The 22,172-nt window shown below is 72.6% G+C and carries 24 protein-coding genes and 1 pseudogene; 9 read left to right on the top strand and 16 right to left on the bottom strand.

Going from position 1 to position 22,172, the window contains the following annotated elements; all coding sequences use genetic code 11:
* The first annotated feature begins 23 nt into the window (after positions 1-23).
* Positions 24-317: a DUF1330 domain-containing protein gene (locus QSK39_RS01370; RefSeq protein WP_285475830.1), complete on the top strand. Its 294-nt coding sequence runs from the start codon at positions 24-26 to the stop codon at positions 315-317.
* 107 nt (positions 318-424) lie between these two features.
* On the opposite strand, the pseudogene QSK39_RS01365 reads toward QSK39_RS01370, so the two are convergent.
* The 3 genes and pseudogenes from QSK39_RS01365 to QSK39_RS01355 all read right to left on the bottom strand — a co-directional run.
* Positions 425-537 (bottom strand): annotated as a pseudogene (locus QSK39_RS01365) (Hsp20/alpha crystallin family protein); the annotation flags it as partial.
* Positions 538-557: 20 nt separating this feature from the next.
* Positions 558-1,349 carry a GAF and ANTAR domain-containing protein gene (locus tag QSK39_RS01360; RefSeq protein WP_285475829.1) on the bottom strand — a complete coding sequence of 264 codons (792 nt, stop codon included), beginning with the start codon at positions 1,347-1,349 and terminating at the stop codon, positions 558-560.
* The gene (locus QSK39_RS01355; RefSeq protein WP_285475828.1) at positions 1,339-1,728 is read right to left on the bottom strand and encodes an STAS domain-containing protein; all 390 of its coding nucleotides are present in this window, start codon (positions 1,726-1,728) and stop codon (positions 1,339-1,341) included. Before QSK39_RS01355 ends, QSK39_RS01360 begins: the two co-directional genes overlap by 11 nt.
* A 164-nt stretch (positions 1,729-1,892) precedes the next feature.
* On the opposite strand from QSK39_RS01355, the gene QSK39_RS01350 reads away from it, so the two are divergent.
* A complete protein-coding gene (locus tag QSK39_RS01350) occupies positions 1,893-2,654 on the top strand; it encodes a methyltransferase (protein ID WP_285475827.1) in 762 nt (253 codons plus the stop codon).
* Here QSK39_RS01350 and QSK39_RS01345 read toward each other — a convergent pair.
* Entirely contained in the window at positions 2,630-3,217 is a 588-nt protein-coding gene (locus QSK39_RS01345; protein WP_285475826.1) for a TetR/AcrR family transcriptional regulator, read from the bottom strand. The genes QSK39_RS01350 and QSK39_RS01345 overlap by 25 nt on opposite strands.
* A gap of 106 nt (positions 3,218-3,323) precedes the next feature.
* Between QSK39_RS01345 and QSK39_RS01340 the strand changes: the two genes are divergently transcribed.
* Positions 3,324-4,217: an SDR family oxidoreductase gene (locus QSK39_RS01340; RefSeq protein WP_285475825.1), complete on the top strand. Its 894-nt coding sequence runs from the start codon at positions 3,324-3,326 to the stop codon at positions 4,215-4,217.
* Here QSK39_RS01340 and QSK39_RS01335 read toward each other — a convergent pair.
* Complete coding sequence (locus QSK39_RS01335) at positions 4,214-5,881, bottom strand: alpha/beta fold hydrolase (RefSeq protein WP_285475824.1); 1,668 nt, start codon at positions 5,879-5,881, stop codon at positions 4,214-4,216. The genes QSK39_RS01340 and QSK39_RS01335 overlap by 4 nt on opposite strands.
* A gap of 159 nt (positions 5,882-6,040) precedes the next feature.
* Positions 6,041-7,165: a serine hydrolase domain-containing protein gene (locus tag QSK39_RS01330; RefSeq protein ID WP_285475823.1), complete on the bottom strand. Its 1,125-nt coding sequence runs from the start codon at positions 7,163-7,165 to the stop codon at positions 6,041-6,043.
* Between the two features lie 138 nt (positions 7,166-7,303).
* Here QSK39_RS01330 and QSK39_RS01325 point away from each other — a divergent pair, with 138 nt between their 5' ends.
* Together QSK39_RS01325 and QSK39_RS01320 are read left to right on the top strand one after the other, a co-directional pair.
* The gene (locus tag QSK39_RS01325) at positions 7,304-7,921 is read left to right on the top strand and encodes a ScbR family autoregulator-binding transcription factor (protein ID WP_285475822.1); all 618 of its coding nucleotides are present in this window, start codon (positions 7,304-7,306) and stop codon (positions 7,919-7,921) included.
* A 52-nt stretch (positions 7,922-7,973) separates the two neighbouring features.
* Complete coding sequence (locus tag QSK39_RS01320) at positions 7,974-8,924, top strand: zinc-binding dehydrogenase (RefSeq protein ID WP_285475821.1); 951 nt, start codon at positions 7,974-7,976, stop codon at positions 8,922-8,924.
* Here the strand turns inward: QSK39_RS01320 and QSK39_RS01315 are convergent.
* The 6 genes from QSK39_RS01315 to QSK39_RS01290 all read right to left on the bottom strand — a co-directional run bounded on the left by QSK39_RS01315 (position 8,921) and on the right by QSK39_RS01290 (position 13,733).
* Positions 8,921-9,973 carry a pentapeptide repeat-containing protein gene (locus QSK39_RS01315; protein ID WP_285475820.1) on the bottom strand — a complete coding sequence of 351 codons (1,053 nt, stop codon included), beginning with the start codon at positions 9,971-9,973 and terminating at the stop codon, positions 8,921-8,923. The genes QSK39_RS01320 and QSK39_RS01315 overlap by 4 nt on opposite strands.
* Before the next feature lie 30 nt (positions 9,974-10,003).
* On the bottom strand, positions 10,004-10,936 hold the full coding sequence (locus tag QSK39_RS01310; protein WP_285475819.1) for a PDR/VanB family oxidoreductase: 933 nt from the start codon (positions 10,934-10,936) through the stop codon (positions 10,004-10,006).
* Positions 10,933-11,097 carry a hypothetical protein gene (locus QSK39_RS01305; protein ID WP_285475818.1) on the bottom strand — a complete coding sequence of 55 codons (165 nt, stop codon included), beginning with the start codon at positions 11,095-11,097 and terminating at the stop codon, positions 10,933-10,935. The genes QSK39_RS01310 and QSK39_RS01305 overlap by 4 nt, the downstream gene beginning before the upstream one ends.
* Complete coding sequence (locus QSK39_RS01300; protein ID WP_285475817.1) at positions 11,094-12,125, bottom strand: Rieske 2Fe-2S domain-containing protein; 1,032 nt, start codon at positions 12,123-12,125, stop codon at positions 11,094-11,096. The genes QSK39_RS01305 and QSK39_RS01300 overlap by 4 nt, the downstream gene beginning before the upstream one ends.
* Before the next feature lie 83 nt (positions 12,126-12,208).
* Positions 12,209-12,967, bottom strand: a complete 759-nt coding sequence (locus QSK39_RS01295; RefSeq protein WP_285475816.1) for an IclR family transcriptional regulator — start codon at positions 12,965-12,967, stop codon at positions 12,209-12,211.
* Positions 12,968-13,067: 100 nt separating this feature from the next.
* Positions 13,068-13,733 (bottom strand): DUF4097 family beta strand repeat-containing protein, encoded by a 666-nt coding sequence (locus QSK39_RS01290; RefSeq protein ID WP_285475815.1) that lies wholly within the window; start codon positions 13,731-13,733, stop codon positions 13,068-13,070.
* Between the two features lie 462 nt (positions 13,734-14,195).
* Between QSK39_RS01290 and QSK39_RS01285 the strand changes: the two genes are divergently transcribed.
* Entirely contained in the window at positions 14,196-14,750 is a 555-nt protein-coding gene (locus QSK39_RS01285) for a hypothetical protein (protein ID WP_285475814.1), read from the top strand.
* A 783-nt stretch (positions 14,751-15,533) separates the two neighbouring features.
* Positions 15,534-16,580, top strand: coding sequence for a T6SS phospholipase effector Tle1-like catalytic domain-containing protein (locus tag QSK39_RS01280; RefSeq protein WP_285475813.1), 1,047 nt, complete (start codon positions 15,534-15,536; stop codon positions 16,578-16,580).
* Positions 16,581-16,590: 10 nt separating this feature from the next.
* Here QSK39_RS01280 and QSK39_RS01275 read toward each other — a convergent pair whose 3' ends face one another.
* Positions 16,591-17,460 carry a LysR family transcriptional regulator gene (locus QSK39_RS01275; RefSeq protein ID WP_285475812.1) on the bottom strand — a complete coding sequence of 290 codons (870 nt, stop codon included), beginning with the start codon at positions 17,458-17,460 and terminating at the stop codon, positions 16,591-16,593.
* A gap of 103 nt (positions 17,461-17,563) precedes the next feature.
* On the opposite strand from QSK39_RS01275, the gene QSK39_RS01270 reads away from it, so the two are divergent.
* A complete protein-coding gene (locus QSK39_RS01270; RefSeq protein ID WP_285475811.1) occupies positions 17,564-18,196 on the top strand; it encodes a dihydrofolate reductase family protein in 633 nt (210 codons plus the stop codon).
* Here the strand turns inward: QSK39_RS01270 and QSK39_RS01265 are convergent.
* The gene (locus QSK39_RS01265) at positions 18,177-19,001 is read right to left on the bottom strand and encodes an alpha/beta fold hydrolase (RefSeq protein WP_502873231.1); all 825 of its coding nucleotides are present in this window, start codon (positions 18,999-19,001) and stop codon (positions 18,177-18,179) included. The genes QSK39_RS01270 and QSK39_RS01265 overlap by 20 nt on opposite strands.
* A 99-nt stretch (positions 19,002-19,100) precedes the next feature.
* On the opposite strand from QSK39_RS01265, the gene QSK39_RS01260 reads away from it, so the two are divergent.
* A complete protein-coding gene (locus tag QSK39_RS01260; RefSeq protein ID WP_285475809.1) occupies positions 19,101-19,469 on the top strand; it encodes a winged helix-turn-helix transcriptional regulator in 369 nt (122 codons plus the stop codon).
* Between the two features lie 198 nt (positions 19,470-19,667).
* Here the strand turns inward: QSK39_RS01260 and QSK39_RS01255 are convergent, their stop codons facing one another.
* Positions 19,668-20,906 (bottom strand): cytochrome P450 family protein, encoded by a 1,239-nt coding sequence (locus QSK39_RS01255; protein WP_285475808.1) that lies wholly within the window; start codon positions 20,904-20,906, stop codon positions 19,668-19,670.
* A gap of 131 nt (positions 20,907-21,037) precedes the next feature.
* Positions 21,038-22,147: an FAD-dependent oxidoreductase gene (locus QSK39_RS01250; RefSeq protein ID WP_285475807.1), complete on the bottom strand. Its 1,110-nt coding sequence runs from the start codon at positions 22,145-22,147 to the stop codon at positions 21,038-21,040.
* Between the last annotated feature and the right edge of the window lie 25 nt (positions 22,148-22,172).

The raw sequence follows: 22,172 nt of genomic DNA, 5'->3' as shown, positions 1-22,172 counted from the left end.
CTCATCCCCACATTGGAGGTTCCATGCCCAAGGGCTACTGGGTCAGCGTCTACCGCACCATTTCGGACCCCGAGAAGCTGGCTGCCTACAACAAGCTGGCCGGTCCGGCGGTCAGGGCCGCGGGCGGACGGCTGCTCGCCCGCGACGGCCGGGTCGTCGCCCACGACGCCGGAATCGCCGAGCGCACCATCCTGATCGAGTTCGACAGCTTCGAGCAGGCGGTCGCCGCACGTGCGAGCGAGGCTTACCAGGAGGCGCTGGCCGCACTGGCCGACGGCGTCGAGCGCGACTTCCGCATCATCGAAGGCCTCGACTGACGATCGAGGCTGCATCGGCGGACGAGCACCTCAGGCCTTGATCCGCTTCCGGCCGGCGTCCTCGCCGGTGATCTCGATGCGGCGCGGCTCGGCCTTCTCGGCGACCGGTCGCCGGCACGGTCGGCGTCCATCGGCATCGCGGCCGGCTTCGACCAGGTGCCGGGGCCGCCGAAGGCCTGCTGGGCGAAGCGTCCGGCTCGCGGAACGGGCCGGTGCGCATCACCGTCGGTCGTGATGACGTCAGCCCGCCGGGAGATCGATCTCCCGGTGGCGCTCGGCCAGCGTCCTGGCCAGCTCGGCCAGCTTGACGTTCAGGTCCTGGGACGTGCGCCGCAGGACGTCGAACGCCTCGTCCGCCGAGACTCCGCGGCGGGCCATGATGATGCCCTTGGCCTGGCCGATCACGTCCCGGCTGTCGATCGCCCGCCGCAGGTGGGCCGCCTGCAGCTCGCTGCGGGTCACCGCGTCGGTCGCCCCGACGGCCAGTGATGCGTGCGTGGCCAGCAGCAGCAACACGTCGCGGTCGGCTTCGTCCAGTCCGCCGGCCGAGCGCGAGTAGACGTTGAGCGCGCCGACGGAGCGGCCGGTCGGGGCGCCCGGGATGAGCGCCGTGGAGAGGACCGCGCCCACGCCGAGCGCGACGGCCGCCGGTGCCCACTGCGGCCAGCGGGGCTCGTCGGCCAGGTCCGGCGCGATCGCCACGGCCGGGCCGGCCGGCACCGCGGACTCCACGCACGGCCCTTCCCGGAACCGGTACTGCAGCAGGTCCAGCTCGACGGCGACCTCGTCGGTCTCCGCGGGCGTGTGGAACTGCCCGTCGGTGCCGATCAGCGTGAAGCTGGCCAGGTCCGCGGAGGGCACCATGAGCGTGGTCGCTTCGAGGACGCGCTCCAGGACGGCTTCGACGCTGGGGGCGGTGAGCAGCCGGCTCGTCAGCCGGGCGAACTCCCCGGCCAGCGGGCCGGCGGCGGGCCGGTCTTCGCCGGCGACGAACGTCTCCTTGGCGAGCCGCCACTCCTGCTCATCGGGCACGGTGGTCCTCCGCGTCGGCGAGCGTGCGGTACAGCGGCAGCACGTCCTCGAGCCCCAGGGCTTCGACCGGGCGCAGCACCGCCCGGCCGTCGGCGACGACCGCCACCGGGATCCCCGCCGCGCGGGCCTCGGCCACCGCGTCCAGCACCACGCCCAGCCCGCGCGCCGAGCAGAACGTGAGGTGCGTCAGGTCGATGACCAGCGCTCGCGGCGCGAGGTCGAGCTCCTCGCCGAGCAGGGCCTCGAGGCGGCCGGTCGCCGACAGGTCGAGCTCGCCCGTGACGGCCACGACCGTGCGGTCGGCCGTCGTCGTGATGGCGATCCGGGGTGGCGCTCCCAGCAGGAAGGCGACGCCCGGACGGGTGATGGTGTCGTGCATGGCGTCCTCACCTCGGTGAGGCGGGTCGAGCCCGCCGTCCCGGCCGGCGCGCGGAATCGCGCGGGCGAATGGGTTCCAGGGGGCGGCTGCTCTGCTCAACCGCAGCGACGACGACAGTACTCCGCGCGCCGCCCCGGAGTCACCACGCCGGTACCTTGGCGCGCGTGGGCGACGACACATGGGCAGCGCTCGCCGGCCAGTTCGCCGATGACGCCTACGCGTCGGTGAAGGGGCGTGTCCGCACCTACGTGCTGCACCGGCAGCTGCTGGAGCACCTCCCGCCGCCCCCGGCCACCGTGCTCGACGTCGGCGGCGGCGCGGGCCACCAGTCCTTTCCGCTGGCCAGGGCCGGGTACGACGTCACGCTGCTGGATTCGTCGCCCGCGATGCTGGAGAAGGCACGACAGCGGCTGACTTCCGAGCGCGTGACGTTCGTGGAAGCGAGCGGCGAGCACGCCGAAGAGGCCGTGGGCGGGCGCCGCTTCGACGCCGTCCTGTGCCACGGCGTCCTCGGGTACCTGGACCGCCCGGATCCCGTCGTCGACCAGCTGTGCCGCTGCGTCACCAGTGGGGGCGTGGTCTCGATCATGACCGGCAACGCCCACGCGATGGCCGTGCGCCCGGCCCTGGAACAACGCTGGGAAGACGCTCTGGCGGCGTTCGACTCCGTCGAGGAGGTCGGCGTGCTGGGCGTCCCGACCCGGGCCGACACGGTGGAGGAGCTCGGTGAGCTGCTCCGGAGCCGGGGTGTGCCGCCCGTGCGGTGGTACGGGGTCTGGCTGTTCGTCGACTGGCTCGGGTTCGGCGGTGCCGAGGTGGACCCGGCCGATGCGGAACGCGTGGCGGCCGTCGAGTTCGAGGCGGGCCGGCGGGACCCCTACCGGGCGCTCAGCCGGGTCTTTCACCTGGTGGGGCGCAAGGCCTGAGCGGCCGTTTCGGCCAGTGTCAGCAGCTCGGCGAGCACGTCCGCCGCGATGTCAGCCAATGACCTCTCCTCCCGCAGCCACCGGGTGAACGCGATCCCGAACACGGTCGCGCCCGACTCCGCCGCCAGCTTGGCCGCGAGCTCGTCGACGCCCCGGGCCCGCAGGGCGTCAGCGACTGTCGTCGCCAGGGTGGTCAGCTTGTGCTGCTCCCGCTCCTGCAGCGCCGGGTTCCGGTCGATCACGGACTGCCGCGTGCGGGAGTGCGGGCGGCGCTCGTCCGGGAAGAAGGACGCCGCCGAGCCCAGCGCGGCGGCGACGACCTCGAGCGGTGACGCTTCCGGAGGGGCGGCGTCGATGCCGTCGAGGAACGCCTGGACCAGCAGTTCCTGCCCTTGGAAGAGCACCTCGCGCTTGTCGCTGAAGTGCCGGAAGAAGGTGCGCTCGGTCAGGCCGACGGCCTGCGCGATCTCCGCGGCGGTCGTCTGCTCATAGCCGCGGGTGGCGAACAGTTCGAGCGCGGCCTTCTGCAGCCGCTCCGCGGTCCCCGGTTTCCAGCGCACCATGCTCCCGAGTCTAGTGATGGCAGGGGCTGACATAAAGGCGTAGGCTGCGTATGTCAGCGACTGACGTCGGTCACTGACATCGATCTCTCTCGAAGGAGTTCACGCCATGCGCGTTTTCGTCACCGGAGCCTCCGGCTGGATCGGCACCGCCGTCGTCGGCGAGCTGCTCGCCGTGGGCCACGAGGTCACCGGGCTGGCCAGGTCGGCCGAGTCCGCCGCGAAGCTCGAGGCGAAGGGCGTCGAGGTCCGGCGCGGCGACCTCGACGACCTCGACGGCATCCGGGCCGGCGCCGAGGCGGCCGACGCGGTCATCCACTTGGCGAACAAGCACGACTTCGCCGACCAGGCCGCGTCGAACGCGGCCGAGCGGGCCGCCGTGCAGACCATCGGCGACGCGCTCGCGGGCAGCGGCCGCCCGTTCCTGCTGGCGTCGGGCGTCGCCGGCCTCGTCCAGAGCAAGCCGGCCACCGAAGCCGACGCGTCCCCGTTCCACGGCCCGGACTCGCCGCGCGGCGGCGCCGAGAACCTCGCGCTCGAGTACGCCGACCGCGGCGTGCACCCGGTGAGCCTGCGGTTCTCGCCGACCGTGCACGGCACCGGCGACCACGGGTTCATCGCGCACCTGTCGGCGATCGCCCGCGAGAAGGGCGTGGCCGGCTACCCCGGCGACGGCACGAACCGCTGGGCGGCGGTGCACGTGACGGACGCCGCGCGCATGGTCGTGCTCGGGCTGGAGAAGGCACCCGCGGGCAGCCGCCTGCACGCGGTCGCCGAGGAAGGCGTGCCGACGAAGGAGATCGCGGAGGCGATCGGCCGCGCGTTCGACCTCCCGGTCGCCTCGATCGCCGCCGGCGACGTCCCGGGCCACTTCGGCTGGATCGGCGGGTTCTTCGCGATGGACCTGGCCGCGACGAGCACCGGCACGCAGGAGCTGCTGGGGTGGACGCCGACCGGGCGGACGCTGATCGAGGACCTCGACACGGGCGCGTACTCGGGCTAGTACCCGCGGTTGACCGCGCTGATCTCGTCCTGGAGCCGTTGCCGCGCGGGCGAAAGCGCGTCCCGCGGGGCCGGTTCCGGGGCCGGCTGCCCGGTCGGTTCGCCCGCCGGGCCCGCCACCGGGAAGACTTCCTTCTCCCCGGGCAGCGGGACGCCGGGGCAGATGGTGGCGGCGGGCCGGGCGGCGCCGAGGAAGTAGCCGCTCACCAGAGCGTCCACACAGGAATTGCCGCTGACCGCGTACTGGCCGTGGAACGGCGAATCCGCCACCGAAACCATCGGGACGCCGGCCGCCCGCGCGGCCGCTTCGGCCTGTTCGTAGCCGGTCTGCGGGTCGAACTCGCCCTGGACGACGAGCACGTTCTTCGCCGCTTCCGGCGGCAGCGTGGGCAGCTGCTGCCGGGGGAGGTCGGACCAGTAGCCGCACGCCTCGCTGAGCCCGTACGCCCAGCCGAACAGCGGGTACTGCGGGCCCTGGAGGTCGCTGAGCAGCTTGTACCAGGTGGCCGCGCGCGTCGGCTGGTCGCCGCACGCCACGGCCAGGCGGGTGCCGCCCACGTCCGCGTAGTCGGGCTCGGGCGGCGCCACGTCCCCGGCCGTCAGCTCGGCCGCCGGGCGTCCGAACACCGACCGCGCGACGCGGTCGAGGTCCGCCGACGGCGGCGGGGCCGTGCCGTCGAGGGCGGCCAGGCCCTTGGTGAGGACCAGCGCGCCGAGCAGCCACTGCTTCGTGCTGCCGTTGCCGACGAAGACGTGGTCGAAGAGGTCCGGCGACAAGCCCTCCTCGCGGAAGTAGGCCCGCACCCGTTCCTGGTTCTTCTTGACGTCGGCGGCGGTCTTGCCCAGCTGGTCCGGGAACCGCCGGGCCAGCCAGGGCGCGTAGACGCGGTCGAACTGCCGCTGGTCGATCTTCGGGAACGCCTCGAACGCGGCCTGCAGCCGGCCTTCGAAGTTGACGCTGGAGTCGAGGACCACCCGCCCGGCGTGGTCCGGGAACAGCGACGCGTACTTCGCGCCGAGCCAGGTGCCGTAGGAGTAGCCGAGGTAGTTCAGCTTCCCGTCGCCCAGCAGCGCGCGGATCAGGTCCATGTCGTGCGCGGTCTGCCAGGTGGTGACGAACGGGGCGAGCGCGTCGCTCTGGCAGGCCTCGGCCACGGCGCGCGGCGTCCGCTGGTGCAGCGCGATGCTGGCGGCCGACCGGTTGCGCGCGTCGAGGTCGTCCTCGGTGGGGATCCGCCCGGTCGGCACCCGGCAGACGAACCCCTTGTCGTCGCTGCCCTCCTGGCCGGTGCCGCGCGGGTCCATCCCGACGAAGTCGTAGTGCGCGTTCACCGCCGGTTCCAGGCCGGCCAGCGCGCCGGCGAGCGAAGTGCCCTGGCCGCCGGGCCCGCCCGGGTTCACCAGGATCGCGCCCCGCCGCTCGCCGGTCGCGGCGGCGCGGCTGATCGAGACCTGCAGGTCCTTTCCGGCGGCCGGCCCGGCCCAGTCCCGCGGCACGGTGATCCGCGCGCACCGGGCTTTCTCCCCCTTGAAGGGACAGCCGCCCCAGGCGACCTTCTGCGTCAGGTAGGGCGTGAGCGGATCGGGCGTGGTCGCGGCGGCGGGCGCCGTGGCCGCCACCAGGACCGCGACGGCCACCGCCAACCCCGCTCGCGACGTCCGCACCGCAGCTTCCTTCCCCGAGTCCCGGCAAACCCCCGGATCACCCAAGCACGGCGGGCCGGGCGCGGGCAGCCCGGAGACCACCGTTCGCGCCGCGAATTCCCTCGATCCGGTGATCAGCCCGGTGGCGCGGTCACCCCTGACCGCCGGCTCAAGCGGGCCTCACTTGCAGAACGCGGTGTCCATAGTGGACAGCACGGCGACCGCCGCCTGCTCGCCGTCGCCGAAGGTGCCCGGCAGCGCGGTCACCGCCAGGCCGACCGAACGGCCGTCTTCGGTGGCGCCGCCGCGGGTTTCGTAGCCGTCGATGTCGCCGCCGTGGCCCCAGTAGGCGCCGCCGCAGCTCAGCGGGACGCGGAACAGGCCGAGGCCGTACTGCCAGCCCGGGAACAGCGGCGCGTCGACCGTCTTGCGCATCTCGGCCAGCTGCGCGGGCGGCAGCAGCTCACCGCCGAGCAGTGCCCGCGAGAGCTTCGCGAGGTCGCTCGGCGTCGAGATCAGCTGGCCGGCCGCCCCGCCCCACGACGGGTCCATCTCGGTCGCGTCGACGACCTTCGTGCCCGTGCTGTTCGCGAGCGCGTAGCCGTGCGGGTGCGGCCCCTGGATGGTCTCGTCGCCCGGCTGCGGCCAGTACGTGTCGCGCAGCCCCGCCTTCGCGATCACCCGCCGGGTGATCTGCTCCTGCACCGGCCGTCCGGTCACGTGCTCGATGAGCAGCCCGGCCAGCAGGTAGTTGGTGTTGCTGTACTCCCACTTGGTGCCGGGCGCGAACTTCGCCGGGTGGGCCAGCGCCGCGGCGAGCAGGTCGTGCGGCTGGAAGAACCTGTGCTGCACGTCTTCGAAGTTCTCCACGCCGAGGTACTCGGTGTAGTTCGGCAGCCCGCTGGTGTGCTGCAGCAGCTGCCGGACGGTGATGGCGTTCCCGTCGATGCCCTCCCCGCGCACCAGCCCGGGCAGGTACTTCTCGATCGGCGCGTCCAGCTCGACCTTGCCCTCGGCCACGAGCTGGAGGACGACGACCGCGGTGAAGGTCTTCGTGTTGCTGCCCGCCCGGACCCGGCCGTCGCGGGGGACCGGGACGCGGCGGTCGAGCCGCGCGGACCCGGCGACCAGCGACGTGCCGGCGCCGTCCCGCCCGACCCAGGCCAGCGCCGCCGGGAACTTCTGCTGGCTGACCAGCGCGTCGAGGCTCGCCTGCACGGGCGGCTTCGGCGTCGTGGCCGCCGCGGTCGTGGTCAGGCCGCCCAGCAGCCCCGCCACCGTCAAGATCACTGCACTCTTGCGCATCGATACTCCCTTTGATCCGGTTCGACACCGGAAATGCTGGTCGAATCCGGCACGAAGATCAGTAGCGCGGGCTACCGGATCCGGGGTGGTGCCGGCGCTACCGTGCAGGTTCCAGCCCGCGCAGAAACGGACCGCCTCGTGAGTGATGCTTCCCGCCGCCCGCCCCGCCGCGCACCGAGGCAGGCGCGGTCCGCGCACACCCGGGCCCAGGTGCTCGCGGCGGCGGCCGAGCTGTTCGCCGAGCGGGGGTTCCCGCACACGTCCATCGCCGACGTCGCCGAGCGGGTCGGCATGACGAAGGGCGCGGTCTACTTCCACTTCCGCGACAAGCACGACATGGCCGCCGAGGTCGTCCACGAGCTGTACGACCGCTGGCGGGCGCTGGTGGACCGGGCGCGCGCGGCGGGCCTGCCGCCGCTGGGGACCGTCCGGGCCTTGCTGGACGACGCGTCCCTGAGCTTCTTCAACGACGACGTCGTCAAGGCCGGTGCACGCCTGCAGGCCGAGCGGTCGCTGGCCGACCCGGACCTGCCCGCGCCGTACGTCGAGTGGATCGCCACGCTGGCCACGCTGCTGGCCGAGGCTCGCGACGCGGGCGAACTCCGCGAAGGCCTCGAGCCGGAGGCGCTCGCGCAGACGCTGGTGTCGACGTTCTTCGGGGTGCAGCACGTCTCCGACGTCCTCGACCGGCGGGCCGACCTGCCGCGCCGGTGGGCCGAGGTCAGTGCGCTCCTGTTCCCGTCGATCGCACGCTGAGACCGGAAAAAAATACGTTGCCGAAGGTATTTTTCCGTGCGACGGTGGCGCCGTGAGCACGACTATGCGCGCGGCGGTCTGTGTCGGAGCGGGTGGCCCGGAGGTCCTGGAGGTCCGTGACCTGCCGGTACCGGCCGTGCGGGAGGGCTGGACCCTGGTCCGGGTGAAGGGCGCCGGCCTGAACCGGTCGGAGCTGCGGACCCGGCAGGGCCACTCGCCGGACGTGCGGTTCCCGCGCGTGCTCGGCATCGAATGCGTGGGCGTCGTCGCGGAGTCCGCGGCGCTGCCGGCGGGGACGACCGTCGCGGCGGTGATGGGCGAGATGGGGCGCGAGTTCGACGGCGGCTACGCGGAATACGCGCTGCTGCCGGACGCGCTGCTGATGCCGATCGAGACGACGTTGTCCTGGGAGGTCCTCGCGGCGCTGCCCGAGACGTACCTGACGGCCCAGGGAGCGCTGGACACGCTGGGCATCGAGCCGGGAACGCGGCTGCTGATCCGCGGCGGGACGTCGTCGGTCGGGCTGGCGGCGGCGTCGATCGCGGCGGGCCACGGCGTCGAGATCGCGTCGACGACCCGGCGCGCGGACAAGGCCGACGCGATGACGGCGGCGGGCGTTTCCCACGTGCTGATCGACGACGGGCCGCTGGACCTGCCGTGGGAGCCCGACTTCGTCCTGGACCTCGTCGGCGCGCGCACGGCGGTGGACTCGCTCCGCCTGGTGCGCCGCGGCGGGACGGTGTGCGTGGCGGGGTCGCTGAGCGGCTGGTCGATCGCGGACTTCCAGCCGGTGGCGATGATCCCGTCGGGCACCCGGCTGACGGCGTTCCACAGCAAGGACATGGCGGGCCGCGCGGACGTGCTGCAGCGGATCGTCGCCGAGGTCGAGTCGGGGGTGTACCGGCCGCACGTCGACCGGGTCTTCGGGCTGGCCGAGATCGTCGCCGCGCACCGGTACATGGAGGAGGACCGGGCCAGCGGGAAGCTGGTCGTGGTTCCTTAGCCGAGCGGCGAGGTCGCCCAGCCGCTGCCTTCGTCGACCTTGAGCTCGACGTCGCCGACGAGCGTCAAAGCGCCGAGCGGCCCTTCGGGCGCGGGGGTACGCAGATCGGCGAACTCCCGCACCTGCGCATCGGACACTCGCCAGGGTCCCTTGAGTTCCGCTTTCAGCACCGACAACCCGCCGTCGAACCGGGCGCCGGACAGCTCGGTCCGGCCGTGGAAGGTGGCACCGGAGAACAGCGCCGGCCCTTGGATCCGGACGTCGCCGAGCCGGTTGACGCCGTGCAGCCGGGCGCGGCGGGCGATGAGCCGGCCGAGCCGGCGCCCGGTCAGATCGAGGTACTCGAGGTTAGCCGCGGTCAGGTCGAGGTCGTAGGGGACGGCCTGCTCGTCGGCCGCGCCGGGGAGCAACGCGGCGATCAGCCGCTGGGCGGTGAGGCGGACCTGCTGTTCGCGATCGGCTTCGGCGATCCGCTCGGCCGGCCAGGTGGAATCGGGCGCCGGCTCGGCCTCGTCGGGGTTGTCCGGCCGGGTGTCGTAGCCGGGATGGGTGAACGGGCGGCGCAGGTACGCACAGAGCACGTCGAGCACCGTCTGGGTGTTGGCGGGGCGGCTGCGGGCCAAGCCGGTCAGCGCGTGCAACGCGCCGACCCGGACCTGGTCCGCGCCGTGCCCGAGCAGTTCGACGGCCTTGGCGAACTGCTCGTTCTCCGTTCGCTCGCGATCCTGCTGCGCGCGGCCCCGCTCGACTTCGTGCCGGGCTTCCTCCGTGCGTCGCCGGCGGTCGTTGATCCACAGGGCGTAGACGGCGAGGATCGCACCCCCGGCCAGGCCGCCGGTCTTGAGCGCGTCACCCCTCGGTGTGCCGGGGTCGCCCAGCAGCCAGCCGGTGACGGCGAGGAGCGCGCCGGCCGCGCCCAGCACACTCCCGATCAGCAGCAGCCGGTACCGCGCGACCGCGATCCGCGAGCCGAAGAACGTCATCGCCGCGAGCACGACGGCGGCCAGGCCGAGCGCGACGCCGGGAACCAGCAGCCAGAGGAAACCCACAAGACGCAGATTGTGGCACGGTTCCGGGGTTCAGAGGTCGAGCACCAGCCGGGGTGAGCACGAGCGGGACACGCAGATCATCATCACCTCGCCCGCCCGCCGTTCCTCGGCGGTCAGCACCGAGTCGCGGTGGTCCGGAATACCGTCCAGCACACCGGTTTCGCAGGTGCCGCACGTGCCTTCCTGACACGACGAAAGGACCGGAACCCCCGACTCCTCGACCACTTCGAGGATCGACCGGCCGGCCGGGACCGTCAGGACACGACCCGAACCGGCGAGCTCCACCTCGAACGCCGTCCGCGGGCCGTCGTCCGCGACCGGGGTGAACCGCTCGACGCGCAGGGCGCCCTCGGGCCAGCCGGCGCACTGCCGCTCCGCCGCCGTCAGCAGCGGTTCCGGGCCGCAGCAGTACACCGCCGTGTCCGGTCGCGGCTCGGCCAGCAGCGCCGGGAGGTCGAGCAGCCCGTGTTCGTCCTGGGGGCGGATCGCCACCCGGTCGCCGTGCCGGCGCAGGTCGGCGGTGAACGCCATCGAAGAACGCGTCCGGCCGCCGTAGAGGAGCTGCCACTCGCGGCCCGTCTCCGCGACCGCGTCGATCATCGGCAGGATCGGCGTGATGCCGATGCCGCCGGCGACGAACAGGTAGCGCTTGGCGTCGACGAGCGCGAAGTGGTTGCGTGGCCCGTCCACCTGAACCTGTTGTCCCGCACCGAGTTCGTCGTGCACGTACGCCGACCCGCCGCGGCCGCCGGGTTCGCGCAGGACCGCCACCTGGTACGCCGTGGTGTCGCCGGGCGCGCCGCACAGCGAGTACTGCCGGACGACGCCGCCGGGCAGCCGCAGGTCGACGTGCGCTCCCGGTTCCCAGGACGGCAGCGGCCGCCCGTCCGGCGCCCGGAGCGTCAGCCGGACGACGCCGTCGGCGAGCTTTTCCTTGTCCGCCACCACCAAGTCGAGCGTCATGCGTCGTGCCCTTCGGGATGGGCGAGCAGCCAGTCCCACAGCTGCACCGGGTCGTCGAACTCGCGCTCGGCCGAACAGTGGCAGACCGCGCGCAGCCGGTCGGTGCCCAGCACCCAGTGGATCCGGTAGACGCGCTCGCCGGTGAGCATCGGCCGCGTCACGACGTGACCAGCCGCTGCAGCAGCCGGCGCGCCGCGAGGCCGCCGGTGTCGATGTTGATCGACAGCTCCTGGTAGCCGTCCGGTTCGGCGGTGAGCACCCGCTCCAGGACGTCGAGCGCTTCGACGTCCTGCAGGACGACTGTGCGGTTGTTCTCCGCGAGGAACGCCGAAACGCCGTCGTCGTCGAGGGCGAAGTCCCGGGCCACCGCCCAGAAGTCGTGCGTCGAGTGCTCGGTCTCGGGCGTGATCGCGTAGACGACCTCGACGTGGAAGGCGTCCGGGTCGCTGCCGTCCGGGTGCGGCACCGAGCCGACCGGTGCGATGCGGCTGTGCAGCTTGTACAGGCACGGCGGCGTGTACTCGATGTCCTGCCAGCGCGTGATCCGGCCCTGCAGCCCGGTGGACTTGGCGTAGAACGGCGGGCACGCCGCGTCGGCCATGTGCCGCGAGACGTAGACGATCCCGGCCTCGTCGTCGACCTCCGTCGTGATCGGCGTTTCGGCGACCTCCGGCGTGCCGATGTACCCGCCGTGCAGGTAGGTCTCGTGCGAAAGGTCCAGGAGGTTGTCGACCAGCAGCGAGTACCGCGCCTTCAGCGGTTCCATCCCGGCGACCGTCGTGTAGCCGGGGGAGTCGAGGTAAGGCGCCCGCGGGATCTTCGCGACGTCCGCCTTGCCCGGGTCGCCGATGAACACCCAGACGAAGGAGTCCTGTTCCGCCAAGGGATAGCTCCGCAGCCGCGCGGTCCGCGGCACCCGGGCCTGGCCGGGCACGGACACGCACTTGCCGTCGACGCCGTAGGTGAAGCCGTGGTAGCCGCAGACGACCTGGTCGTCGACGAGCCGCGACGGCGCCTGCGACAGCGGGAACCGGCGGTGCACGCAGCGGTCGGCCATCGCGGTGACAGCGCCGTCACGCTTCCGCCAGAACAGGATCGGCTCCCCGCAGATGGTGCGGCTGAACAGGTCCTGGCCGATCTCGGAGCCGTACGCGGCGACGTACCACTGGTCGCGGGGAATGGCGCTCATCGGTTTCGTCCTCTCGTGGCGGGGCTCACAGCGTGCGGGAACGCCCCGGCGCCCACGAAGGGCGTTTCCATAAGATGGAAAGATCAGCCGAGCGCGCGGGAGATCGCGCGGGCGCTGGTCATGACCAGCGGGGCCAGCGCGTGCGGCGACGCGCTGCCGTAGTGCACGACGAGCGACACGGCGGCGACGACCTGGCCGCGCGCGTCGTGGATCGGCGCGCCGACCGAAAGGCTGTCGAGGGTCACCTGGCGCTCGCTGGTCGAGAAGCCGTGGGTGCGCACGTCGGCCAGCATGTGCCGCAGGCGGTCCGGGTCGGTGACGGTCTCGGGGGTGTACCGCTCGATCGGGTTGCGCAGGACGTCCTCCTGCACCTCGGCGGGCGCGTGGGCGAGCAGGACGAGCCCGACCCCGGTCGCGGTGAGCGCGAACCGGCCGCCGACGCGCGTCAGCACGGGCACGGCCCCGGTACCGGCGATCCGCTCGATGTAGACGACTTCGGTGCCTTCGCGGACGGCGAGCTGCACGTTCTCGCGGGTGATCTGGGAGAGGTCCTCGAGGAACGGCAGGGCCCGCTCCCGCAGCCCCAGCCCCCGCGGCGCGAGCGACCCGAGCTCCCACAGCCGCAGCCCGACGCGGTAGACCCCGGATTCGTCGCGTTCGAGCGCACCCCACTCGCAGAACTCCCGCAGGACGCGGTGCGCGGTGGCGGCGGGCATCCCGGCCCGGCGGGCGATCTCGCTCAGCCTCAAGGCGGGCCGGTCGGGGGTGAAGGCCCCGAGCACCCGCAGCGCCCGCCCGAGCACGGGCCCGGTGGCCCCCGGAGCACGACCTCGACGCGGCACGGCCACCGAGCATAGTGGACGCGCGCGCCGGGAGCGGCGAGCCGAAGGGCACCTTCCTCGCGGCGGAGGGTGCCCTTCGGCGTCCGTCGCCACCGGCCGTTCAGAGGCTGTGGGCGACGATGTCGCCCTGGCTGGTGGTCGCGCGGATCGAGAGTTCGGCGGTGCCGGTGTTCTTGAGGGTGTTGTCGATGCGGCCGTAGGTCGTGCCGGCGTCGAGGGACGCCGAGACGCCGGGGGCCGCGCCGACCGTGATGCTGCCGGACTGCGTGGTCAGCGTGACCAAGCCGGCGGCGGCTTCGCCGATGCGGATGTCGCCGCGGGCGGTGCTGATCTCGGCCGGGCCGTCGAGGCGGCCGACCTCGACGTCGCCGTCGGTGGCGGTGAGGTGGACGCTCGCGGCTTCGGCGAGCTTGATGTGGCGGTACGCGCCGGTGAAGGTGACTTCGCCGAGGCGGCCGGTGCCGTCGAGCTCGGCGCTCGCGGTGGTGGCCTCGACGCGGGAGCCGGTGGGCAGCCCGACGGTGACCTCGATCGAGCCCGACGGGCCGAAGTACTGGTTCTTGCCCTGCGGGGTGTGGATCCGCAGGACGCCGTCGGCGTAGGTCACGGTGGTCTCCCCGGCGGCCTTGACGTCGCGGTTCTTGCCGGGGTCGGCGGGGCGGACCTCGACGGTGGTGTCGGTGCGGTCGGTCGCGGCGAGCCGGACGCGGCCGGCGGCGAAGTCGAGGGTGGCGGTGATCGCGGCGGGGGTGGCGAAGGTCTGCATCGTGGTCTCCTGTGGTCGGTGGCCCCCGGTGGTGGGGACGAGAACCACTGTCGCCGGGCGGGCTGACACCCGGCGGCCACCGCGCTGACACGGCGGCTGACACGGCGGGGAGGTGACGCGGGAATCACGGGTGATCACGTACCGGCATTCGGGGGTGGCCCCGGTCGTGCATTCGGTTGAACCGGCGCCTGGGAACATTTCTTCCGGTCTGTCACAGTAGTTCTGAGTGGACAGTTCTTTTGCCACGGTCGGAGCGTAGTCACGCTCGATAAACGTGCTACAGTAAGGAAAATTACGGCTCGCGCGGCACGGCGCAAACGAGCCGGTGCCGGATCGGTTACGGCCGGATCCGATGTCGATCAGTTGAGATTGCTCACCCCGGTATTTTCGGCCTTTCACGTTTCTCGATGCCGTTTTGGTGGATCCCTGGAGCGTCCCATTCCTCCACGGAAGGAGCTCACCATGAGAGTCCGGAAGACCGGCATCGCGGCGATCGTCGCGATCCTCGTGACCGCGATGGTCGCCCTCTTCACCGGCGCCGGCACGGCAGCCGCCGCCCCGGCCGCACCGGCCGTCCCGGCGCTGTCCACCCCGATCACCGGCACGTTCACCGACGCGGCGGGTGGCACCGGCACGGCGGTCGGCACCTTCACCCCGACCGACTTCGCCACGGACGGCAGCAATCTGCTGGCCAACGGCGTCGCCGACGTGACCCTGACGGACTCCGCCGGCCAGCCGGTCGGTACCGAGTCCCGCGCGGTCACCGTGCCGGCCGCCGCCGCGGCGGCGTCCTGCGAGATCCTCGACCTGGTGCTCGGGCCGCTCGACCTCGACCTGCTCGGCCTGGTCGTGCACCTCGACCGCGTCCACCTGAACATCACGGCCGACGCCGGCCCGGGCAACCTGCTCGGCAACCTGCTGTGCGCGATCGCCGGCCTGCTCGACCCGGGCCCGCTGACCAACCTGCAGGCGCTGGTCGACCTGCTGAACCAGATCCTCGCCCTGCTCCGCGGCTGACCCCGAACACCGCGATGACGGGTCGGCTCACCCTCGGGTGGGCCGATCCGTCGCGGCGTCGGGCGCTGTGGCGTTGCAGTGCATCGGAAACCGTGGTGCGGACCTGCCGGGACAGCGCTTTCAGTACCTCCGAACGGCTTTCCGTACCGCGGGCGAGTGCGGCGGCCGTGAGCGCGATCCCACGCACCGGCCCCACCAGCTCGGCCGGCCGGAGCGCCCGGTTGTACACGTCCAGCAACCGCTTCGTCAGCCCGTCCCGCTTCCGCACCGCACGGAACAGCTCCATTTCCAACGGGTCATCGGCGAGCCGGCTGCGAGCGCGTTGGTCCACTGGTAGACCTCCAGGCAGTCACGCTCCCACCCGGCAGCGCCGGTGCGACCGACTCGCCGAGCAGCCTGCCGTACCTCAGCGCGTCGCGGATCCCTGCGCGGTCACGGGATCCTTGAAGTGCTCGTCGAGGCGGTGGAGAACGAGCTGGGCGCGGGCACGGACGAGGCGCTGCAAGGGTTGTTCGACGCGGCGGCCGACCACGGGGACGGCCCGGCGGGGGCGGAGCGGCCATGACAGCCGTCTACCACACCCACCCCGCGGGTGCTGCGCGCGCCGGCCGAAGTTTCCTACTGCGACGAAGAAGTCGGGGCGTACTGGCTGGGCATGGTGGAACGCACATCCGGCTGACCGTCTACGGCTGAGGATCACCGGAAGGGCGCCGACCCGGAAAGCCGTTCCCCGGCGTAACACGCGACCGTCCGGATGCGACTCACGCGTGTCCGGGAGGCGAAATGAAGAAACGACTGGTGATCTGCTGCGACGGGACGTGGAATTCCCTCAGGCAGCCGGCTCGGACGAACGTCGCGCGCCTGTGGGACGCCGTGCCCGGTGAGGGCGCCGACGGCGTGCGCCAGACTTCCCGCTACCTCAAGGGCGTCGGCGCCGGCCTGCCGTTGCTGGGGCACCTCGCCGGCGGCGCGTTCGGTGTGGGCCTGTCGGCCAACGTGCGAGAGGCCTACCGGTTCGTCGTCGAGAACTACGTGCCCGGCGACGAGCTGTTCTTCTTCGGCTTCAGCCGGGGCGCCTACACCGCGCGCAGCACGGTCGGCTTCATCCGCAACTGCGGCGTCCTGCGCCCCGAGCACGCCGGCCTGATCGGCGAGGCGTACCGGCTCTACCGCGACCGCGACGCGACGACCGGGCCGGACAGTCCCGCGGCCGTCCGGTTCCGCACCGAGCACGCCCACGAGAACGTGACACCCGTCCGGTTCATCGGGGTCTGGGACACGGTCGGCGCGCTGGGCATCCCGCTCAGCGGCGGCCGGTTGCTCCACAAGCTCAACCGGCGCTGGCAGTTCCACGACATGACGCTGAGCTCGACCGTGCAGTCGGCCTTCCAGGCACTGGCGGTGGACGAGCACCGGAAGTCCTACGTCCCGGCCGTCTGGCAGCCGTCGGCCAAACCGGCGGAGCAGAACCAGGAACGCGAGCAGGTCTGGTTCGCCGGCGCGCATTCCGACGTCGGTGGCGGGTACCGGGAGCGCGATCTGGCGGACATCGCCCTGCGCTGGCTGGCGAACCGGGCCGTCCGGTGCGGCCTCGACTTCGACCCGGGTGCGTTCGGCGCCGCGGCCGACGCGAACGCCGAAGGGGAGTTGCACAACTCCCTCAACGGTTTCTTCCGGCTCTTCGGCTCGGCCGACCGCCCGATCGGTGCGGCGGACGCGCCGTCGGAGTCGCTGGCCTCCAGCGCGCGCGACCGGCACCAGGCGATGGCGTACTCGCCCGAGAACCTCGTGACCTACCTCGAAGGCAGCCCCAAGATCACCACCGTCTGAGCGAATCTCCTCACACGGCCGCGGCGGCTTCGGTCAGTGCGGCGAGGAGGGCGGTGGTGGCGGGCGGATCGGGCGGTTCGCCGTAGGTCGCCGCGTAGATGTGCTGGCGCGATCCGGGCAGCTCGCTCGCCTCGATGCCGTCGGCCCGGTGGGCGCGCAGGGCCAGGCCGGGACTGGTCGTCACGCCCAGCCCGGCGACGACCAGCGCCTGCATGACGACCATGTCGTCGGAGGTGTAGCCGATCCGCGGCTCGAACCCGTGCTCGGCGCACATCGCCAGCAGGTGGCCTCGGCACCGGTCGCAACCGGCGATCCAGGTGGCGTCGCGCAGGGCCGGCAGTGTCTGCCCGGGGCTGGTGGACAGCACGTACAGCGGATCGTCGAGCAGGTGGTGCAGGCGGACGTCCGGCGGTTCGGGCTCGGTGTCGTCGTAGCGGAAGATGATCGCGACGTCGATCCGGCCGGTGCGCAGCAGTTCCAGCGCTTCGGGTGGTTCCGTGTCGGTCAGGCCGACCCGCAGGCCGGGGTGGTCCGCCGTCAGCGCGGCCACCGCCCGCGGGATGAGCGAGCCGATCACCGACGAGAAGCTGGCCACGCGCACCCGCCCGGCGCTCAGCCCGACGTGGGCGGACAGCTCGGCGTCGGCGGCGTCGATCCGCCCGAGGATCTCGGCCGCCCGGGACGCCAGCAGCTGCCCGGCCGGCGTGAGCCGGATCCCGCGGCCGGCCCGCTGCAGCAGCTGCGCGCCGGTCTCGGCTTCGAGCCGGGCGAGGTGGTGGCTGACGGTCGGCTGCGTGTAGTGCAGCTCCTTCGCCGCGGCGGTGACCGAGCCGGTCCGCGCGAGCGCGTCGATGACCCGCAGTCTGGTGACGTCCAGCATGCATCGACTCTATCTATGGAAAGGCATCAGCATTGACATTGGACGGATGAGCCGATCCGCTGCAGGCTGGGTCGCACCACCCGATCACCTGAGGAGCACCGCCGTGAGTCTCGTCCGCGTCCACAACTTCGCCGTCTCTCTCGACGGTTTCGGCACTGGTGAAGGCCAAAACGCCGACGCCCACTTCGGGCACGCCGGAGAGCGGCTGCACGAATGGATGTTCACCACGCGCTGGTGGCAGCCCGGCGGCAGCGGCGGCGTCGACGACGTGTTCGTCCGCCAGCACGACCCGGGGATCGGCGCCGAGATCATGGGCGCCGGCAAGTTCGGCCACCCGGGCTGGCACGAGGACCCGGAGTGGAAGGGGGCGTGGGGCCCGAACCCGCCGTTCCACTCGCCGGTCTTCGTGCTGACCCACCACGTGCGCCCGCCGATCGAGATGGAGGGCGGCACGACGTTCCACTTCCTCGACGCGTCCCCGGCCGAGGCGCTCGACGTCGCCCGCGAAGCCGCGCAGGGCAAGGACATCCGCCTCGGCGGCGGCGCCACGACGATCCGCGAGTTCCTCTTGGCCGGGCTCGTCGACCACCTGCACGTGGTGATCGTCCCGATCCTGCTGGGCCGGGGCGTGCGCCTGTGGGACGGGCTGGAGGGGGTGGAGAAGGACTACCAGGTGGAGGCGACGTCGTCCGCGAGCGGCGTCACGCACGTGACCTTCACGCGCACGGTTTCCTGAGCAGCAGCGGCACCAGGGCGTCCGGGCGGTCCAGCGGGATGATGTGGCCGCAGTCGTCGATCACGTGGGACTCGAGCACGTCGGCCACCGGGCGCAGCTGGCGCGCGAGGGTGTCGCCGACCGGGTGGGCGCCGATCGCCGTCGTCGGCACCGTGAGGCGGCTCGCCGCCACCGCCTCCGCGATCTGCGCCGCGCTCTCGGGCATCGCGCGGTAGTGGGCGAACGCGCACCGCAGCGCGTCGCGGCCGGTGTAGGCGGCGACGAACCGGTCCCGGAGCTCGGGCGGCACGCCGCGCCGGGAGCCGGCGTCGAGGAACCAGCCGATGTAGTCGTCTTCGTGCCCGGCCAGGACCGTTTCGGCGAGGCCGGGGACCGCGTGGAACCCGAACCACCACGGCGGCCCGCCGGCGAGGAAGTCCTCGGCACCGGGGAGGCGGCCGAGCAAGGACTCCATGAGGACGAGCCGGTGGACCCGCTCGGGCCGGCGCAGGGCGAGCAGGAACGCGGGCGGGGCACCCGCGTCGATGCCGGCGACGGTCGCGGCCGGTTCGCCGAGGGCGTCGAGGAGGGCTTCGGCGTCCGCGGCGAGGGTGGCGGCGTCGTAACCGCCGTCGGCGCGGGTGGTCGCGCCGAGGCCGCGCAGGTCGGGGGCGATCACCCGGTGGTGCGGGGTCAGGTGCGGGATGACCGCGCTCCAGATGCGCCAGGTGTGCGGGAAGCCGTGCAACAGCAGGAGCGCGGGCCCCTCACCGCCGATGGCGACGGTGATCTCGATGCCGTTGGCGGTGATCCGGTGTTCGCGCACGCTGCCTCCCGGGGCGGTTACCATTGGTTAGTGGCTAACGTTAGGTAACGACTCCGGCCCGGCCAAGACGGCACTTCCCCGACAGGTGGTGAGCTCCAGGTGACCCCTTCGCGCGGCGACCTCTTCGACCCCGCGTGCCCGACCCGGAAGCTGCTGGACCGCATCGGCACCAAGTGGACGTCGATGGCGGTCAAGGTGCTGGCGGACGCGGCCCCGGCCGAGGTCCGGTTCGCGGAACTGCAGCGGCGGATGCCGGGGGTGTCCCAGAAGATGTTGTCGGTGACGCTGCAGAGCTTGACGCGCGACGGTTTGGTGGCGCGCCGGGTGGAGCCGACGGTGCCACCGAAGGTCCACTACCGCCTCACCGAACTGGGGTGCTCGCTGGAGGTACCGCTGGCGGCGTTGCGCAGGTGGGCGGAGGAACACATGCCGGCGATCGACCGGGCCAACGCGGCTGCCAGGGACTGAACCGCGGGTGGGTCCGGCGCTCGTGGTCCTGCCGAGGACGGCGATCCCGGCGGCATCGCGCTGGGTGTGGCTGCCGCCGGCTCGCTCGGCTTCGCCGGAAGCCTGCGGGCAGGGTGCGTCATCGGTTCGCGCGCTCGTGGACGTGCCCGCCGGCGATCGACCGGGCCAACGCGGCTGCCCAAGACTGAACCGCGGCCGTCAGGTCACCGGCTTTCCCGCACCGAGCAAAGCCGGAATGGCCGTGTGCCCGTTGGACAGGAACGACGGGACCGTGGTCAGCTCCGCCGGGTCCACGGCCAGCCGGAGCCCCGGGAACCGGGCGAACAACGCGGGCAGCGCGATCGCGGCTTCGAGGCGGGCCAGCGGGGCGCCCATGCAGAAGTGCACGCCGTGCCCGAACGCCAGGTGCTGCTTGTCTTCGCGGGACAGGTCGAACTCGCCCGCCGTTTCGCCGTGCTCGGCCGGGTCGCGGCCCGCCGCCGCGTACGCCGCGAGGATCGCCTCGCCCTTGGCGATGATCGTGCCGTCGTCCAGGGCGATGTCCTCGATCGCGTAGCGCAACGGCAGGTACGGCACCGGTGCCTGCCAGCGCAGCGTTTCCTCGATGACCTCGGCCCACGTGTGGTCGCCGCGCAGGACCGCCGCCAGCTGGTCGGGGTGGGTCAACAGGGCCGTGACCGCGTGGTCGAGCAGGTTGACCGTGGTTTCGTGGCCCGCCGTGAGCATGAGGATGAGCGTGTCGACCAGCTCGTCGGCGTCGAGCCGGGTGGTGTCTTCGGCCCGGGCCGTGATCAGAGCGCTCGTGAGGTCGCCGGCGGGGTTCGCGGTCTTGTCGGCGACCAGGCCGCGCATGAGCTCGTACAGCTCGAGCGAGTTCGCCTGCGCCCGTTCGGCGGTGACGGTCGTGTCGAAGATGGTGTCCACGACCGAACGCACCGCGGCCCGGCGGTCGGCCGGCACGCCGAAGAGCCGGCAGATCACCTCGACCGGCAGCGGGTAGGCGAACTCCTCGCGCAGGTCGACCGGCTCCCCGCCCGCGCGCTCGAGCCGGTCGAGCAGCTCGGTCGTGATCTGCTCGACGTCCGGCCGCATGGCCTCCACCTGCCGCACGGTGAAGGCCTTGGACACCAGGGCCCGCAGCCGCCGGTGGTCGGCGCCGTAGGTGGTGAACATGTTGCGCACCGACACCCAGATCAGCAGGGGCCAGTCCTCGCCGATCCGCCCTTCGCGCAAGGCGGTCCAGTGCGCCCGGGGATCCTTCGACACCCGGGGGTCGGTGAGGAGCTTGCGCAGGGTGGCCGCGTCCGCGACCGCCCACGCCGGGACGCCGCCGGGCAGTTCGACGAGCCCGGCCTGGCCTTCGGCACGCAGGAGCCGGCCCTCGCCGTGCACGTCCTGGCCGGTCACGTCGAGCCGCAGGACGTTGCCGCTGGTCATCTCGCCTCCCCTGAACCCGGTGCCCACCCCGAACCGTAGGCCGTCCTTCCGGTTTTACCAGCGGCACAGGGGATTCCGGCACGGTGGCCTGGCAATCGGCGTCGCGAATAGGGGTGACCCCAGCCCGGCCGTCAGCCGGGTCGGAAGAACGCGAGCAGCCTCTGGGCGGCGTCCGGCGACATCAGCAGTTCCTGCATCTTCGCCGACATCCGGGCGGCGGCGCCGGTGCGTTCGAACATTTCGCTTTCGTAGTCCCCGACGGCGGCGGGGAAGTCACCCGGGTGCGCGGCCAGCGCGAGGCCGAGCAGGGCGCCGTCGATCAGCGCCATGTTGGCGCCCTCGCCCACCGGCGGCATCAGGTGCGCGGCGTCGCCCACCAGCGTGACGTCCGGCTTCGACGGCCAGGTCAGCCCGATCGGGAGCGTGGTGAGCGACCGCGGCACGACCGTGTCGTCGCAGGCTGCGATCAGCGCGGTGAACCGCGGGTCCCAGCCGGCGAGCAGCTCGATCAGCCGCGCGCGGGCGCCGGCCGGGTCGTCGAACGGGATCCCGCTGCCGGCGAGCCAGTCCTCGCCGGTGTTGTAGAAGCTGAGTCCGATCCGGACACGACCGTCGCCGTTGCGCTGCGCCGAAAGGGATTTGCCCTCGCCGAGCACCCAGTAGTTGCCGCGCCCGACCATCGCGGCCAGGTCGGGGTGCGTGCGGTCGATGTCGGGGATGCCGACCTCGACGACGTTCTGGCCGAGGTGCTCCGGGCGGGCGCCGGTGAGCAGCGCGCGGACCCGGGACTGCGCGCCGTCCGCGCCGACCATCAGGTCGTACGGCGCGCTGCTGCCATCGGCGAAGTGCACCCGGCCGTCGCCGGCGGACTCGTACGCGTGCCCCCAGCGCACCACGTCCGCCGGGAGGGAGTCCAGCAGCAGAGCGCGCAGGTCGGCGCGGTCCACCTCGGGACGGGCGAGCGGGGCGTCGTCGGGGGTGTCCTCCTGGAGCAGGAGTGTCCCGTCCGGCTCCAGCAGCCGCATGTCCTGGCCCTCGCCACGGGCGATCGCGAAGAACTCGTCGATCAGCCCGGCCTCACGCAGCGCCCGCTGCCCGGAGTGGATGTCGAGCATGCCGCCCTGGCCGCGCGCGTCGCGGGCCGGCTCCCGTTCGTACACGACGGCGTCGATGCCCTTGACGTGCAGCACCCGGGCGAGGGCGAGGCCGCCCAGCCCGGCTCCGACGATGGCGATCGTCATGGGTCCCCCTTCGATACGGTGTATT

It is taken from the genome of Amycolatopsis sp. NBRC 101858, assembly GCF_030269325.1.
GTDB classification, from domain to species: Bacteria; Actinomycetota; Actinomycetes; order Mycobacteriales; family Pseudonocardiaceae; genus Amycolatopsis; species Amycolatopsis ponsaeliensis.
Note: the sequence above shows the minus strand (reverse complement) of the source record. Positions and strands in the feature narration are given on the sequence as shown.